Below are 15,750 nucleotides of genomic sequence, written 5' to 3' on the forward strand. Positions count from 1 at the left end.
TATGCTCACCGAAATCAACTTCGACGGCATCATCGGCCCCAGTCACAATTATGCCGGGCTCAGCCGCGGCAACATCGCCTCGGCGAGCAATGCCGGCGACGTGTCGCAGCCGCGCGCCGCGGCGCTGCAGGGCATCGACAAGATGCGCCACAATATCGCGCTCGGGTTGCCGCAGGGCTTTTTCATGCCGCTCGACCGGCCCGACGCGCCGTGGCTCGAAACGCTCGGAACCTCGCTCGACGCGGCCGAGCCGCATCTGCGCGCGCAGGCGTGGTCGGCATCGTCGATGTGGGCCGCGAACGCCGCCACCGTCTCGCCCGCCCCGGACAGTGCAGACGGCAAATGCCACCTGACCGTCGCGAACCTCGTCACGATGCCGCATCGCAGTCACGAGTGGCCCGGCACGCTCGCGCAGCTTCGCCTCGCCTTCGCCGATCCCGCCTTCGCGGTGCACGGCCCCGTCCCGGCGCCTTTCGGCGACGAGGGTGCCGCCAACCATATGCGCCTCTGCGACGGGCACGGCTCGGCCGGGGTCGAAATCTTCGTCTATGGCGTCGGTGGCGGCCGCTTCCCGGCGCGTCAGCATCTCGATGCGTCGAAGGCGATCGCCCGCAAGCACCGGCTCGATCCGGCGCGCACGCTCTTCATCCGCCAGTCGGATACAGCGATCCAGGGAGGCGCCTTCCACAACGACGTCGTCGCGGTCGCAAACGAGCGCGTGCTCTTCACCCACGAGACCGCGTTCGAGAACCGCGAAGAGGCGCACGCGCAGATTCGCGCCGCCTTTCCCGAGGTCGAGATCGTCGAGGTGCCCGCAAGCGCGGTCAGCCTGCCCGAGGCGATCAAATCCTATCTGTTCAACGCCCAGCTCGTCAGCCTGCCCGACGGCGGCGGTATGGGGCTGGTGCTGCCGACCGAGGCGCGAGCGATACCGTCGGTGTGGAACTGGCTGGAGGAGCATGTCGCGGGCAACGGCCCGATCCGACGGCTGCTGCCGGTCGACGTGCGCCAGTCGATGGCGAACGGCGGCGGCCCCGCATGCCTGCGCCTGCGCGTCGTCGCGGAACCTGCCGCGGTCGATCCGCGTTTCATGGCCGATCCGGCGAAACTCGACCGGATTGCAGAGGTCGTCGCGGCGCACTGGCCCGAAGCGATCGCGTCCGGCGACCTCGCATCCCCTGCCCTCGTCCGTGACGTCCAGCGTGCCCGCGCGGCGCTGCTGGAGGCGCTCGACCTTTCCGAACTTCTCTGAGGCTTCCCCCTTCTGTCGGGTTAATTTACAGTTTACCATAAGCCCTTGGCGCCGAATCCCCGATTTGCGCCACTGGCACGGCGCTTGCTTGGATTATGGTGATGCTGAAAAAGATCGGACGCCTGTTCGTCATCAAGACCCGCTTCGAGGCGTGTCTGATCATTTACGCCCTGGGCGTCGGCGCGATGGCGCGCGGCATGGCCTATCTCGACCATTATCCCGGCATCGGCGGCAAGCTGTTGCTCGTCGCGTGCAGCGGTTCGGTTTTCCTGGCGGGCGCCAAGATCTTCGATTGCCTGCGCTACGAGCAGGCTGCGGCCGAGGCGGCGAAGCAGGCCGGTTAACGCAGCGGACTTCCGCCCGTCACCAAGCTGTGCCAAGGCACGGGGCATGAGCAGGATCAGCGGGAACCCCACCCTCGGCACCGAACAAGTCTATGGCCTGACGCTGCGCGTCGCGCGCTGGCGCGCCGGAGCTCCCGGGGTGCCGCTCCTGTTCCTCAACGGCATCGGCGCCGACATCGGCGCGGCGGCGCCGCTCCTCGCGCAGATCCACGACCGCGAGGTCTGGACGCTCGACATGCCCGGCGTCGGCGGATCGCCCGACGCGCTGCTGCCCTATGGTGCGCCAACGATGGCGGCGGTGGTGATGGAGATCGCCGACCGCTTTGGTCAGAAGCAGGTCGACCTTGCGGGTTTCAGCTGGGGTGGCGCGATGGCGCAGCAGGTCGCGGTCCAGTTTCCGGGGCGCGTCCGCCGGCTGGTGCTGATGGCGACGACCCCGACCGTTACCGCGCCGGGGATTGGCTGGGCCGCGCTGCTCGACGACGACATGCTCGCAAGCGGGCTCAAGCTCCCGACCGCAACCCCGCTCGGCCTCGCCTATCAGACGATGGCGATGGCGGGCTGGACGAGCGCCGCGATGCTACCCCAGCTCAAAATCCCCGTGCTGATCCTGATGGGCGAGCGCGACGGCGTGGTCCCCGCATGTCACGGACAGGCGATCGCCGATCTGGTCGACGGCGCGCTGCTCGAAGTGGTGCCGGGATCGCACCTCTTCCCCTTCACCCATGCCGCCGATACCGCGGCGCGGATCAGTGCGTTTCTGGATTCCCCGCAGGCGGCGCAAGCCGCCGCTTGAGGAAACCGGCGATCGCCGCGGCGGTCTGGTCGGGCGCCTCCTCCATCGGCAAGTGCCCGATGCCCTTCTCCAGCACGACCTCCGACCCCGCGATGCGTTCGTGGAAGGTCTGTGCCGCAGTCGGGTTGATCAGCCGGTCGCGGTCGCCGAACAGGATCAGCGTCGGGGCGGTGATGTCGCCGACCCGCTCCGCCATCGCGGGCTCGCGGTTCATGCGCGCGCGCAGCACGGTCGCCTCGCGATTGCCGGGGAAGCGCAGCAGTTCCCAATAGCGATCGATCATCGCGTCATCGACGATCTCCTGCTTTTCGACCGAACCGCGCAACGATTCCTCGACCAGCATGCGCGGGGTGATCTGCGTCGCAAGCCAGCGGCCGAACGGATATTTCAGGATACGGAAACCAACGTTCGATTCGGGCGCCTTCTCGCCCTTGCGAAGCGGCATGCCCGCAGCGTCGATCAGCAACAGCGCGTCGATGCGTTCGGGACGCGCGAGCGCATAACGCCACGCGACCCAGCCGCCCATCGAATTGCCGCCGAGCGTGAAGCGTTCGAGGCCGAGCTTCGCGGCGACGACGTCGATCGCGTCGATCATTCCCTCGGCGCTATAGTCGGTGTCGGGCGTGCTGCCGGTCAACCCGTGACCCGGCAGGTCGAGCGTGACGATGCGATAGGTGCCGCCGAGCCGCTTCACCAGCGGTTCCCACGTGTGCAGGCTGGCATTTGCGCCGTGCACCAGGACGATGGTCGGTCCCGCACGATTGCCCTGGTCGCGGTAATGGACGCGCTGCCCGGCCGGACCGGCTGCGAAGGTCACGTTCGGCCCGCCATATTTCGCGATCATCGCGTCGCGGTCGGTATCGGGTGTGCGGAGTAACAGGAACGCGACGACGATCGCGACGATGATGCCGAGCGGAATGAGCACCCGCTTGCGCCGGAACATCGGCCGCCGCGGCGGCGTCGGTTCGAAATCGTCTTCGTCGATCGTCTGCATGCAGGCCCCCTTCGAGCGGCCCGAACCTAGCCCCCCGGCTCGGCCCGTCAATCTATCCTATTGGTGTATGGGACGCCGGAATGTTTCGGGCAGGAACAGCAACCCGACAATCACAGTGATCACCGCGACGACGACCGGATACCACAGGCCGTAATAGATATTGCCCGTCGCGGCGACCATCGCAAAGGCGGTCGTCGGCAGAAAACCGCCGAACCAGCCATTGCCGATATGATAGGGTAGCGACATGGCGGTGTAGCGGATGCGACTGGGAAACAGCTCGACCAGCAGCGCCGCGATCGGACCGTAGACCATGGTCACCAGCAGCACGAGATAGAAGAGGACGGCGACGACGAGCGGCTTGTTCATCGCCTCGGGGTCGGCCTTCGCCGGATAGCCGGCGGCGGCAGTCGCGGCGGCTAGTTCCTTACGGAACGCCTCGGCTGAACCGGCGCGATCCTCCTCGGCGAGCTGCCAGGGTTCGGGCGCGATCAGCGCACGGCGGCCCACCCATATCTCGGTGGCTTCGCCCGTGCGGCGCGGCCGGGTGACGCTGGTGTAGCTGACCCCCGCCTTCGCGAGCGCCGATTTGGCGATGTCGCAGCCGGTGCTTTCGAACTTGTTCTTGCCGACCGGGTCGAATTGGAAGGCGCACGATCCGGGATCGGCGGTGACCGTTACCGCCGCCGTCTCCTGTGCCTTTGCCATCGCCGGGTTGGCGGCGCTGGTCAGCAGCTGGAAAGCCGGAAAGTAGGTCAGCGCCGCAAGTGCGCAGCCCGCAAGGATGATCGGCTTGCGCCCGATCCGGTCGCTCAGCCAGCCGAAGAGGATGAAGAAGGGCGTGCCGAGCGCGAGCGCAATGGCGATCAGGATGTTCGCGGTCGCGCCGTCGACCTTCAGCGTCTTTTCGAGGAAGAAGAGCGCATAGAATTGCCCCGAATACCAGACGACCGCCTGCCCCGCGACCGCACCGAACAACGCGACGATCACCCACTTCAAATTGGCCCAGCGGCCGAAGGCTTCGGTGAGCGGGGCTTTCGAGGTCGTGCCCTCCTCCTTCATCTGTTTGAAGACCGGACTCTCTTCAAGCTGCATGCGGATCCAGAGCGAAACGCCGAGCAGGACAATCGAGATCAGGAACGGCAGGCGCCAGCCCCAGGCGGCGAACGCCTCCTCACCGAGCGCCGAACGCGTCGAGATGACGACGAGCAAGGCCGCGAACAGGCCGAGCGTCGCGGTGGTCTGGATGAAGCTGGTGAAAAGGCCGCGCTTTCCCTCGGGCGCGTGCTCGGCGACATAGGTCGCGGCGCCGCCATATTCGCCGCCAAGCGCGAGGCCCTGCAGCAGGCGGAGCGCAACGAGCATCACGGGCGCCGCCGTCCCGATCGAGGCATAGCTTGGCAGCACGCCGACAAGGAAGGTCGACAGGCCCATCAGGCCCATGGTGACGAGAAAGGTGTTCTTGCGCCCGACGAGATCGCCGATGCGCCCGAAGACGAGCGCGCCGAACGGCCTTACCGCAAACCCTGCAGCAAAGGCCGCAAGCGCGAATATGAAGCCGGTGGTTTCGTTGACGCCCGAAAAGAATTGCGCCGAGATGATCGTCGCGAGCAGGCCGTAGAGATAGAAATCATACCATTCGAAAATCGTGCCGAGCGATGATGCAAGGATGACCTTGCGTTCGCTCTGCCCGCTGTCGATGGGTGCCGCTGCCGCGATTTCTTCGGCCATCTCTTCCCCCGTCTGCCCTGAGCCTGTCGAAGGGCCGTTCTCTCTTTTAGCCGATGCTAAGGAAAGGACGGTGCTTCGACAAGTTCAGCACAAACGGAAAAGAGGGAAGCGCTGGATTTTAACCCACGCGCTTCACCGCGCCCTTGTGCGCGCCGACCTTGCCGCGATGCGGGCGGAAACGACGCTTGCGCTGCGGCTGGCCGTCAGCGGCGCCGGCATTGTCGCGGCGCGGGCCGCGATCACCGCGCGGCTGCTGGCCGCCACGGTTGTTCTCGCCGCGACCGGCGAGCGCTTCATCGCGCTGGCGCTGCGGGTTGCGGCCCTGGCTGCCGGTGTCGCGCGGCGGCTGCACCGGCTTCGGGAGGTTGCGCACCAGTTCGTTGAAGTTATCGGGCAACGGCATCGGCTCCGACTTGGTGCGCGTCACGCGCTCGATGTCGCGCATATTGGGGCGCTCGTCGGGAGCGATGAAGCTGATCGCAACGCCCTCGGCGCCGGCGCGCGCGGTGCGGCCGATGCGATGGACATATTGTTCGGGAACGTTCGGAATCTCGAAATTGATGACATGGCTGACGCCCGACACGTCGATGCCGCGCGCGGCGATGTCGGTCGCGACGAGCAGCTTGATCTCGCCCGAGCGGAACGCCTGCAGCGCGTGGGTGCGCTGCGACTGGCTCTTGTTGCCATGGATCGCCATAGCCTTGATCTTCGCACCGGCCAGATGGCGCACGACGCGGTCGGCGCCATGCTTGGTGCGGGTGAAGATCAGCGCACGGTCGATATTCTCGCGGTTCACGACCGCGGTCAGCAGTGCCTGCTTTTCCTTCTGTTCGACAAAGGTCGCGAACTGGCGGATCTTTTCGGCGGTCGTCGCCTGCGGGGCGACCGACACGGTGACGGGATCTTCGAGGAACTGCTCGGCGAGGTGCGCGATTTCCTTCGGCATCGTCGCCGAGAAGAACAGGTTCTGGCGGCGCGACGGCAGCAGCTTGGCGATGCGGCGCAGCGAGTGGATGAAGCCCATGTCCATCATCTGGTCGGCTTCGTCGAGAACGAAGATTTCGACGTCGTCGAGGCGCAGTGCGCGCTGGTCGACCAGGTCGAGCAGACGGCCCGGGGTTGCGACAAGGATATCGACCCCGCGCGAAAGGTCGCGGATCTGTTTGTTGATCGGCACGCCGCCGAAGACCGTCGTCACCGACAGCTTGGTAAAGCGACCATAATCGCGGCAGCTCTGAGCGATCTGCGCGGCCAGTTCGCGCGTCGGCGCGAGCACGAGCATCCGGCAACCGCGCGGGGTCGCCTGATGCGGGTAGGTCAGAAGGTGGTGGATCGACGGCAGCGAGAAACCGGCGGTCTTGCCGGTGCCGGTCTGCGCGATACCGCACAGGTCGCGGCCCTTCATCAGCGGCGGGATCGCCTGCATCTGGATCGGGGTCGGGACCGTATAATCCTTGGCGGCAAGCGCGCGATTGATGTCGGCGTGCAGGCCAAAGTCGTTGAAAGTCGTCATAAAATACTCACATAGGGCGACGCGCAGGCGCATCCGTTCGCATCGAACGGACGGCGCACGGCCGCGGGTTCGAAACGACCCGCGTGAAAGGGTGCCTCTGGGGACAAAGCGCTGGTCCGGCTCGCCCGCGCCTGAAAATGGGCGGGAAATCACGCTGCCGGTGGTTGCGGCGGATCGGTCCGCCATGCTGCGCTGCACAATATATGGCATGTATTGCGCGGAATTGCAAGATCATTGCGCGCTTACCTATTCCGTTCGTCCCGAGCTTGTCGAAGAGCGGTTCTTTCTTCATCAAGGCGGGCACAAAATGCGCGTCGCCCCTCGCGAAGGCGGAGGCGACGAATAAGACAAGGATGGGGAAGCACATTGGCCGAGAAAATCATCGTCATCGACGAGGGCACGACCTCGACCCGCACGATGCTCTTCACCGCCGACGGAACCCCGCTCGGCAGCGCGCAGCGCGAGTTCCAGCAACATTATCCGGGTCCCGGCCTCGTCGAACATGATGCCGCCGAAATCTGGGACGCCACGCTCGCCTGCACGCGCGAGATGATCGCACAGGCCGGCGGTGCAGGCGCCGTCGCGGCGATCGGGATCACCAACCAGCGCGAGACGGTTGTCTTTTGGGACCGCACAACCGGCGAACCGCTTGCTCCCGCGATCGTCTGGCAAGACCGGCGCTCGGCCGCCGACTGCACCGCGCTGAAAGAGGCGGGTCATGAGGCAATGGTACAGGCGAAGACCGGCCTGCTGCTCGACCCCTATTTCTCGGGCACCAAGATCGGCTGGGCGCTGAAACACTGGCCGCAGCTCAGGGAAGCCGGCGACCGGCTCGCTGTCGGGACGGTCGAATCCTATCTGGTCTATCGCCTGACCGGCGGCGTCCATGTCACCGACGCGAGCAACGCGTCGCGCACACTGCTGATGGACATCAACGGCAACGGCGGCTGGGACAGCGAGCTTTGCGATCTGCTCGGCGTGCCGATGGGCCTGCTCCCCGAAATCACAGGCTGTACGGCGACTGTCGGCACGACCGACCCGGCGCTGTTCGGCGGCGCGATCCCGATTTCGGGCATGGCGGGCGACCAGCAGGCGGCGACGATCGGCCAAGCGTGCCTGTCGCCCGGGCAGACCAAGGCGACCTTCGGCACCGGCGCCTTCATCCTCTCGGCGAGCGGCACGGCGCGTCCGGTGTCGAACAATCGCCTGCTCGCGACGGTCCTTGTGCAGGAAGGCGATGTGCGATCCTATGCGCTCGAAGGATCGGTGTTCGTTGCGGGCAGTCTGATCAAATGGTTGCGCGACGGGCTCGGCCTGCTCGCCAGCGCGAGCGAGAGCGAAGGGCTTGCCCGCTCGGTCGCCGACACCGGCGGCGTCTATCTGGTCCCTGCCCTCGCCGGCCTCGGCGCGCCGCACTGGCGGCCCGACGCGCTGGCGGCGCTGTCGGGCCTGAGCTTTGCCAGCACGAAGGCGCATGTCGCCCGTGCAGCGCTCGAGGCGCAGGCCTATCAGGCCTATGACCTCAAATCCGCGTTCGCCGCCGACGGCGTCGACTGGGCCGAAGTCCGCATCGACGGCGGCATGGCCGCGAACGACTGGATGGCGCAGGATCTGGCCGACATGCTCGATATCAGCGTTGAGCGCCCCGATTTTGTCGAAAGCACTGCGCTCGGCGCCGCGATGCTCGCCGCGACCGGCGCCGGACTCTATCCCGATCTCGCCAGCGCCGCCGCAGCGATGCGCGGCACCGCGACGCGTTTCACGCCGGCGCTCGATGTCGACAAACGCAAAACGCGCCTTGCCGGGTGGCAAAGCGCGCTTGCAAAGGTTTTAGGCTGAAGCCGCCGTTTCCCGCCTTCGCGGGATTTGGGCTTAGCGCTTGAGGGTGAGGCCACCGAAGCGCTTGTTGAACTTCGCAACCTGACCGCCCGCGTCGAGCATACGGCCGGTGCCGCCGGTCCATGCCGGGTGCGCCGTCGGGTCGATTTCGAGCGTCATCACGTCGCCCTCTTTGCCCCAGGTCGAGCGCGTCTGATATTCGGTGCCATCGGTCATCTTGACCGTGATCATGTGATAGTCGGGGTGCGTGTCTTTTTTCATGTCTCTTGGCTCCTGTGCCGCCGGTTACCGACCGGCAGCTGAGTCGATGCTTTCCCCGTCACGGGGCCCGCGAAGCGGCTGCCCCTAACGGCGAAAGCCGGATTTTGCAAGCGTTGCTTAGTCGCTCGGCGGATCGGCGATCATCGCGGTAAACTGGCATTCGGTCGCCAGCTGGCCGCCCAGCATCGCCTTGCCTTCGAACTTGCAGATATTCCGCTTCGCCTGAAGGATGGTGACGTGCAGGTCGAGCAGATGCCCGGGTTCCACGGGCTTGCGGAACTTCACGCCGTCGATGCCCATGAAATAGACGAGTTTGCCCGAACCGCCGAGGCCGAGCGATTCGACCGCAAGTATGCCGCCCGCCTGCGCCAGCGCCTCGACGATGAGGACGCCGGGCATGATCGGCCGGCCGGGGAAATGGCCCTGAAAGAAGGGCTCGTTCATCGTCACCGCCTTGACCGCGTGGATCGAGGTGTCCTTCACCATCGATTCCACCCGGTCGACCAGCAGCATCGGATAACGATGCGGCAGCAGGCTCAGGATCCGGCGGATATCCATCGGACCCAGAGCTTCGCTAGCGTTTTCCCCGTCCGCCATCGGCTAGCGGGTCGTCGGCGCGCTGCCGGCGGGGGCAGCAGCGGCCGGAGCAGCCGGCTGGGCGGCACGCGACGCAGCCGCAGCTGCCTGGTTCTTCTGCTGCATCAGCTGGCCCGGCTGATAGCCGGCCGGCGGAACGATCTGCGCGTTCGGGATCAGCGTGTTGAGCTCGGCGGCAACCGCGTCGGTGATATCGACCTGCTTTTCGGCGGCGAGGACGATCTGCGGGTTATAGCTCAGCAGCAGGTCGACCTTGCGCTTGGTCATCGCAGCCTTCACGGCTTCGTCGAGACGAACGCTGATCTGGTCGATGACATAGGTGCGCGCCAGTTCATAAGGCTGCGACAGGCCCTGCAGTTCGCGCTGCGCGGCGCCCTGCTTGTCCTGGAACGCCTTGACCGCAGCGTCGATCGCCGTCTGGTTCTTCGGGGTCTTCTTCGCTTCCTCGTTCGCCTTCGCGCGCAGCACGTTCAGTTCGGCTTCGAGCGTCTGGCTGCGGGTTTCGACCTGGTCGATCTGCGCCTTGTAGGTCTGGCCGATCTGGGTCAGCGCGGTCTTGTAGGCGTTCGACTGGGCCAGCGCGTCTTCGAGGTCGGCGACGGCGACACCCTTCGCCGACTGGGCGGCGGCCGGCGCGGCGATCATGGGCGAAACCGACAGCGCGGCAATGGCGAGCGCCGATGCGGTGAGAATTTTCTTCATCAGAATTGGGTTCCTACGTTGAATGAGAAGCGTTTGGTATCATCGCCCTCTTCTTTGCGAAGGGCGTAAGCGAAGTCGATCCGGAAGGGACCAAAGGGCGAATTCCAGTTCACGCCGGCACCGATCGAAACGCGCGGTTTCCAGCTGTCGCCGTAATAGCGTTCCTCGAACGGCGCGAGCGGGGTGAAGCCTTCGGGGCAGGTCGTGTACTGGGCGGTGGTGTTCGGGGTCAGCGTCGCGAACTGGCTGGTACCCGTCGTCGCGTTGCGGCAGAGATATTTGGTCAGATTGTCCGACGGATCGCGGAAGTCCGAAAGCGTGGTGAGCGTCGGGCGGCGAACGCCGAACACCGAACCCACGTCGAGGAAGACCGACGGACGCAGCCCCAGTTCCTTCGCACCGGTGCCGAGCGGAATATCGACCTCGACGCGGCCCTGATAATAGGCGCGGCCGCCGAGCGCATCGTCGACGCGGCCGTTGCGATTGCTGAGATCGGTGTTCAGGATCGGGTTCGCCGGATCGGTCAGGTCGACGTCCGAATAGCGGATGACGCGCGGACCGATGCCGCGGATGTCGAAGCCGCGCATCTGCGGTTCGCCGAGGAAGAAGCGGTCGGTCAGGCGGACCTTGTCGCTGGTCGGGGTCGGGCGGCTGCCGAACGGATAGATATAGCCGCCTTCGCCCGAGATGTTCAGGATGAAGCGGCTACCCAGGTTGAAGTGCTTCGAGGCGTTCGCGCGCGTCCGGACATATTTGACGCTGCCGCCGAGCCCGGCGAAATCCTGGCTGAACGAGAAGGACTGACCGCGCGTCGGACGCAGGCGGTTGTCGCGATCGTCGTAGGCGAAGGTATAGCCGACCAGCGACGTCGTCCGCTTGCCGATCGCGTCGCACAGATAGCGGCCGGCGATCAGCGGATCGCACGCATCGCCGAAATAATAGAGCGACTTGTCGAGCGACACATCGTCATAGTTGAGGCTGTAGCGGCCGAACAGCGACATGAACTCGGTCAGCGGAACGCCGAGGTTGAGCTGGAAGCCCGTCGTCGTCTGCTGGAAGGTCGTGCGACGATCGTTGTTGATGAAGTTGAACGAATTGAGGTCGCGGCGATAGACGCTGCCGCCGATCGAGATGTTGCGGTCGAACAGATAGGGCTCGGTGAAACCGAGTTCGACCGACTTCGAATAGCTCGAATAGTTGACCGATGCCTGAAGCTGCTGGCCAAGACCGCGGAAGTTGCGCTGGCGCACCGAAGCCTGGAGCAGGAAATTCTCGATCGACGAGAAACCCGCCGAAAGCGACAATTCGCCGGTCGGCTTTTCCTCGACGTTGGTCTCGAGGATGATGCGATCGGGGGTCGAGCCTTCCTTGCGCTCGATTTCCAGGTTTTCCTGGAAATAGCCAAGGCTGTTGATGCGGTTCTCGGTGCGCTTGACGCCGAAGCTGTTGAACGCGTCGCCTTCGTTCAGGCGGAACTCGCGGCGCACAACCTTGTCGTGGGTCAGCGTGTTGCCGTTGACGTCGATGCGCTCGACATAGGTACGCGGGCTTTCGCCGACGTTGAAGGTGATCCCCATCGTCCGCGTTTCGGGATCGCGGCGGAATTCCGGATTGATGTCGGCAAAGGCATAGCCGAACAGGCCGGCGGTCTCGCTCAGGCTTTCGACGGTATCCTCGACCAGCTTGGCGTCGTACCAGTCGTCCTTCTTCATCGGGAGCAGCTTCTGCAGCATCTCCGGCTTGAAGTCGCGCAGTTCGCTCTTCACGTCGACGTCGCCGAACTTGTAGCGCTCGCCTTCCTCGACCACGTAGGTGATGATGAAGTCCTGCTTGTTGCTGGTCAGCTCGGCGACCGCCGAAATCACGCGGAAATCGGCATAGCCGTTCTGCAGGTAGAAAAGGCGCAGCTTCTGCTGGTCATAGGCCAGACGGTCGGGGTCATAGCTGGTGTTCGACGACAGGATCGTCAGCAGGCCCGATTCCTTCGTGGCCATCTCGTCCTTGAGGTCGCCGTCGCTGAACTTCTCGTTGCCGATGATGTTGATCTGGCGGACCTTCGACTTCGGCCCTTCGTTGATCTCGAACACCACGTCGACGCGGTTCTGGTCGAGCGACACCATCTTCGGCTCGACCGTCGCGGCGAAGCGGCCCTGGCGCTTGTACAGCTCGATGATGCGCGCGACGTCGGCGCGGACTTTCGAGCGGGTGAAGATCTGGCGCGGCGCGAGCTTGATCTCGGGCCGGATCTTGTCTTCCTTCAGGCGCTTGTTGCCTTCGAGGATGACGCGGTTGATGACCGGATTCTCGACGACCTGGATCGTCAGCGCGCCGTTGTCGTCGCTGATCTGATAGTCCTTGAACAACTCGGTCGCGGCGAGATCCTTCAGCGCCTGATCGAGCACCGAACGATCATAGCTCTGCCCGATGCGCAGGCGCAGATAGGACAGGATCGTCTGCGCCTCGAGGCGCTGGTTGCCGACCACGGTGATCGACCGGATCGTGGTCGCCTGCGGCGCAGCCTCGCTCGCAGGGGCGGGCACGGCGGGTGCAGCGGGCGCGGGAACGGTCGGGGGCGTGGCCGTCTGGGCCTGAACCGCCGCCGCGGGCCAGGCCAGCATCGTTCCCGCCATGAGGAACGCCGAAAGCTGGGTCCGGCCCTTGAATTTCTGTGAAGCCACGCTGTTCATCCCGCAAAAATAACTCAAAAGCGACAAACCCGCTTCCCCGCGGGTTGGCGCGCACTCCTGCACCAGTCCGCCTATCCAATCAAGCGCGCGATCCGGTCCCAAAGGCCGAATGAGCCCAAATCATTGAAAGTCACGACCAGCATCAACGTTACGACCGCCGCAAAACCGAATCTGAAGGCCCATTCCTGCGCCTGAAGCGGCGCCGGACGCCGCCGGACCGCCTCATAGGCATAGAAGAGCAGGTGGCCGCCATCGAGCATGGGCAATGGCAACAGATTGATGAACCCCAGATTGATGGAAACCATCGCCGCAAGGAAGATCAGCGCCTCCGGCCCCATGCTGGCCGCCTCGCCCGAAACCTGCGCGATCTTGAGCGGGCCGCTCAGATCCTTGATCGACCGGTTGCCGGTCAGAAGCTGACCCAGAACCTCGCCCGTCTGGCGGATCAGCTGCCCCGTCTGGCGCATCGCCACAAATGGCGCCTCGGTCAGCGGAACCTTCTCGAAAACGACGCGCCCGGCCGACACGCCGATCAGGCCGCGCTCATACTCCTTGCCGAACTGGTCCTTCTCCCTGACCAGCCGCGGCGTGACCCGGAAATCCTGCTCGGCGCCGTCACGCTCGATCCGGACCGTCATCTCCTCACCCGGACGATGGGCCACGGTCATGGGAATATCCATGAACACTTCCATCTGCCGGTCGTCGATCGAAACGATCCGGTCCCCGGTGCGGATCCCGGCTGCGGCGGCGGCCGACCCCGCCTGCACCGTCCCGACGATCGGGGGGCTGGTCGGCGTGCCGACGAAGCCCGCGAAGCCGGCAAGGATCAGGATGGCGAAAAGGAAGTTGGTCACCGGTCCGGCGACGACGATCAGCGCGCGCTTCCATACCGGCTGCGCTGGAAAGGTGTGTGCCCGCTCTTCGGAGGGCAGCGCCTGCCAGTCCGCGTCGGGCTGGCTGACGGCATCGCGGTCGCCCGCAAACTGGACATAGCCGCCAAGCGGCAGCCAGCCGATTTTCCATTCGGTGCCGCGCTTGTCGGTCCAGCCGAGAATCTTGCGCCCGAAACCGATCGAGAAGGTATCGGCCTTCACCCCGCACCAGCGGCCGACGATATAATGGCCATATTCGTGCACAAAGACGAGCGGGCCGAGGACCAGCAGGAAACCCACGAAATAGAGCCAGAGCGGCACGTCATGCATGTTCGTATCGATCCACAAATGTCTGGGCAGCCGCGCGCGATGCGGCATCCACGCTGAATATGTCCTGAAGCGAAGCCGGAGCCTCCGGCGACATCGTATCGATCACGCGGCGTACGGTATCGACGATTGCCGGAAAGGAGATGCGTCCGGCGAGGAAAGCCGCGACGGCGACTTCGTTTGCGGCGTTGAGCTGCGCCGGGCGGGCGCCGCCGTCGGCGATTGCCGCGCGGCAGAGCGCGGTCGCGGGAAAGCGCGCCTCGTCGGGCGCCTCGAAGTCGAGCCGCGCGATGCGCGCGAGGTCGAGCGGGGCGCATGGCGTCACCATGCGCTGCGGCCAGGCGAGCGCACTGCTGATCGGAATGCGCATGTCGGGCGAGCCGAGCTGCGCCAGCGTCGAGCAATCGACATATTCGACGAGGCTGTGGATCACCGACTGCGGGTGGACAAGGATCTCGATCCGCTCGAGCCCGACGGGAAACAGATGATGCGCCTCGATCAGTTCGAGGCCCTTGTTCATCATCGTCGCGCTGTCGACGCTGATCTTGGCACCCATCGACCAGTTGGGATGCGCGACGGCCTGTGCCGGCGTCACGCGCGCCATATCTTCCGCGCTCCACGTGCGGAACGGACCGCCGCTCGCGGTCAGGATGATCCGGCGGACCTGGTCGATTTTCCCGCCCGCAAGGCACTGGAAGATCGCATTATGCTCGCTGTCAATCGGAAGGATCGTCGCGCCCGACTTGCGTGCCGCGGCGGTCATCAGCTCGCCCGAGGAGACGAGCGCCTCCTTGTTGGCGAGCGCGACATTATAGCCCGCTTCCAGCGCCGCCATCGTCGGCGCGAGCCCGGCGATGCCGACGATCGCAGCGAGTACCAGATCGGTCGGTCGCTGCGCCGCCTCGACGAGCGCCGCCGCGCCCGCCGCGGTTTCGATGCCGGTGCCTGCAAGCGCATCCTTCAGCGCGTCGTGACAGCTCTCGTCGGCGACCACCGCGACCGCCGGCCGGAATTCCCGGGCGAGCTTCGCCAGTTCGGCAACGTCGCAATTGGCCGTCAGCACCTCGACCTGCCACGCTTCGCCGTCGCGGCGGACGAGATCGAGGGTCGATTGACCGACCGATCCCGTGGCGCCGAACAGCGAGAGGCGGCGCGTCATGTCAGCCGGCCGCGCGCACGGCGATGTGCCCGGCGAAGGCAAGCGCGCCAAGGATCAGCGCGACCGGCAGCAGCCCGTCGACGCGGTCGAACAGCCCGCCATGGCCCGGGATCAGCTTGCCCGAATCCTTGACGCCCGCGCGGCGCTTCATCCAGCTCTCGCCCAGATCGCCGAGCTGCGCGATCAGCCCCATGATCAGGCCGATCCACAGCGGCAGGCCGATGATCCCGCCGCGATCCGCGACCGTCGAGCCGACGACGAGCGCCGCGATCATGCCGCCGAACAGGCCCGACCATGTCTTCGACGGGCTGATCTTCGGCGCGAGGCGCGCACCGCCAAAGGCGCGGCCGGCGAAATAGGCGCCGATATCGGTCGCCCAGACCATCCCGAAAACCCAGAGCGCCGCGGTCATGCCCAGATGATCGCGGATGAACCACAGCCCGGCCATCGCGCCGAGGATCGCCAGCGGGCCGAGGACCGTCAGCGCCATCCTGGCGCCGCCGCCCAGCCCCATCGCGCGCACGAGCGCCAGCCATTCGACGATGACGAGCGCCCCGCCGACCAGCAACAGCAGTCCGAAGGCAATGCCGCCGAACCACAGCGCGGTACCCGCGATCGCAAACAGGACGATCGCCGAGCCGACGCGTGTCCAAAGGTCCGACTTTCCCGCCGCCATAGT

At 65.6% G+C, this 15,750-nt stretch carries 14 protein-coding genes; 4 read left to right on the plus strand and 10 right to left on the minus strand.

What is annotated here, in order from left to right; translation table 11 throughout:
* Position 1: 1 nt before the first annotated feature.
* From L7H23_RS06250 to L7H23_RS06260, 3 genes are all read left to right on the plus strand, one after another.
* Positions 2-1,252 carry an N-succinylarginine dihydrolase gene (locus L7H23_RS06250; protein ID WP_237838488.1) on the plus strand — a complete coding sequence of 417 codons (1,251 nt, stop codon included), beginning with the start codon at positions 2-4 and terminating at the stop codon, positions 1,250-1,252.
* 101 nt (positions 1,253-1,353) lie between these two features.
* Positions 1,354-1,596 carry a hypothetical protein gene (locus tag L7H23_RS06255; RefSeq protein WP_237838489.1) on the plus strand — a complete coding sequence of 81 codons (243 nt, stop codon included), beginning with the start codon at positions 1,354-1,356 and terminating at the stop codon, positions 1,594-1,596.
* 46 nt (positions 1,597-1,642) lie between these two features.
* Positions 1,643-2,392, plus strand: a complete 750-nt coding sequence (locus L7H23_RS06260) for an alpha/beta fold hydrolase (RefSeq protein ID WP_237838490.1) — start codon at positions 1,643-1,645, stop codon at positions 2,390-2,392.
* On the opposite strand, the gene L7H23_RS06265 is transcribed toward L7H23_RS06260, so the two are convergent.
* The 3 genes from L7H23_RS06265 to L7H23_RS06275 all read right to left on the minus strand — a co-directional run bounded on the left by L7H23_RS06265 (position 2,346) and on the right by L7H23_RS06275 (position 6,627).
* The gene (locus L7H23_RS06265) at positions 2,346-3,386 is read right to left on the minus strand and encodes an alpha/beta hydrolase (RefSeq protein WP_237838491.1); all 1,041 of its coding nucleotides are present in this window, start codon (positions 3,384-3,386) and stop codon (positions 2,346-2,348) included. The genes L7H23_RS06260 and L7H23_RS06265 overlap by 47 nt on opposite strands.
* A gap of 57 nt (positions 3,387-3,443) precedes the next feature.
* On the minus strand, positions 3,444-5,114 hold the full coding sequence (locus L7H23_RS06270; protein WP_237838492.1) for an MFS transporter: 1,671 nt from the start codon (positions 5,112-5,114) through the stop codon (positions 3,444-3,446).
* Between the two features lie 118 nt (positions 5,115-5,232).
* A complete protein-coding gene (locus tag L7H23_RS06275) occupies positions 5,233-6,627 on the minus strand; it encodes a DEAD/DEAH box helicase (RefSeq protein ID WP_237838493.1) in 1,395 nt (464 codons plus the stop codon).
* 366 nt (positions 6,628-6,993) lie between these two features.
* Between L7H23_RS06275 and L7H23_RS06280 the strand changes: the two genes are divergently transcribed.
* Positions 6,994-8,466 carry a glycerol kinase gene (locus tag L7H23_RS06280; RefSeq protein ID WP_237838494.1) on the plus strand — a complete coding sequence of 491 codons (1,473 nt, stop codon included), beginning with the start codon at positions 6,994-6,996 and terminating at the stop codon, positions 8,464-8,466.
* 33 nt (positions 8,467-8,499) lie between these two features.
* On the opposite strand, the gene rpmE is transcribed toward L7H23_RS06280, so the two are convergent.
* The 7 genes from rpmE to L7H23_RS06315 form a co-directional block, all read right to left on the minus strand.
* Complete coding sequence (gene rpmE / locus L7H23_RS06285; RefSeq protein ID WP_058814783.1) at positions 8,500-8,727, minus strand: 50S ribosomal protein L31; 228 nt, start codon at positions 8,725-8,727, stop codon at positions 8,500-8,502.
* Between the two features lie 117 nt (positions 8,728-8,844).
* Positions 8,845-9,324: a 3-hydroxyacyl-ACP dehydratase FabZ gene (fabZ, locus tag L7H23_RS06290; protein ID WP_237838495.1), complete on the minus strand. Its 480-nt coding sequence runs from the start codon at positions 9,322-9,324 to the stop codon at positions 8,845-8,847.
* A gap of 3 nt (positions 9,325-9,327) precedes the next feature.
* Entirely contained in the window at positions 9,328-10,026 is a 699-nt protein-coding gene (locus tag L7H23_RS06295; RefSeq protein WP_237838496.1) for an OmpH family outer membrane protein, read from the minus strand.
* A complete protein-coding gene (bamA, locus tag L7H23_RS06300; RefSeq protein WP_237838497.1) occupies positions 10,026-12,713 on the minus strand; it encodes an outer membrane protein assembly factor BamA in 2,688 nt (895 codons plus the stop codon). The genes L7H23_RS06295 and bamA overlap by 1 nt, the downstream gene beginning before the upstream one ends.
* Positions 12,714-12,784: 71 nt before the next feature.
* The gene (gene rseP / locus L7H23_RS06305) at positions 12,785-13,915 is read right to left on the minus strand and encodes an RIP metalloprotease RseP (protein WP_237838498.1); all 1,131 of its coding nucleotides are present in this window, start codon (positions 13,913-13,915) and stop codon (positions 12,785-12,787) included.
* Positions 13,908-15,071 carry a 1-deoxy-D-xylulose-5-phosphate reductoisomerase gene (locus L7H23_RS06310; RefSeq protein ID WP_237838499.1) on the minus strand — a complete coding sequence of 388 codons (1,164 nt, stop codon included), beginning with the start codon at positions 15,069-15,071 and terminating at the stop codon, positions 13,908-13,910. The genes rseP and L7H23_RS06310 overlap by 8 nt, the downstream gene beginning before the upstream one ends.
* A 1-nt stretch (position 15,072) precedes the next feature.
* Complete coding sequence (locus L7H23_RS06315; protein ID WP_237838500.1) at positions 15,073-15,747, minus strand: phosphatidate cytidylyltransferase; 675 nt, start codon at positions 15,745-15,747, stop codon at positions 15,073-15,075.
* Between the last annotated feature and the right edge of the window lie 3 nt (positions 15,748-15,750).

The sequence above is a fragment of the Sphingopyxis sp. BSN-002 genome (assembly GCF_022024275.1).
In the GTDB taxonomy this organism is placed as follows: domain Bacteria; phylum Pseudomonadota; class Alphaproteobacteria; order Sphingomonadales; family Sphingomonadaceae; genus Sphingopyxis.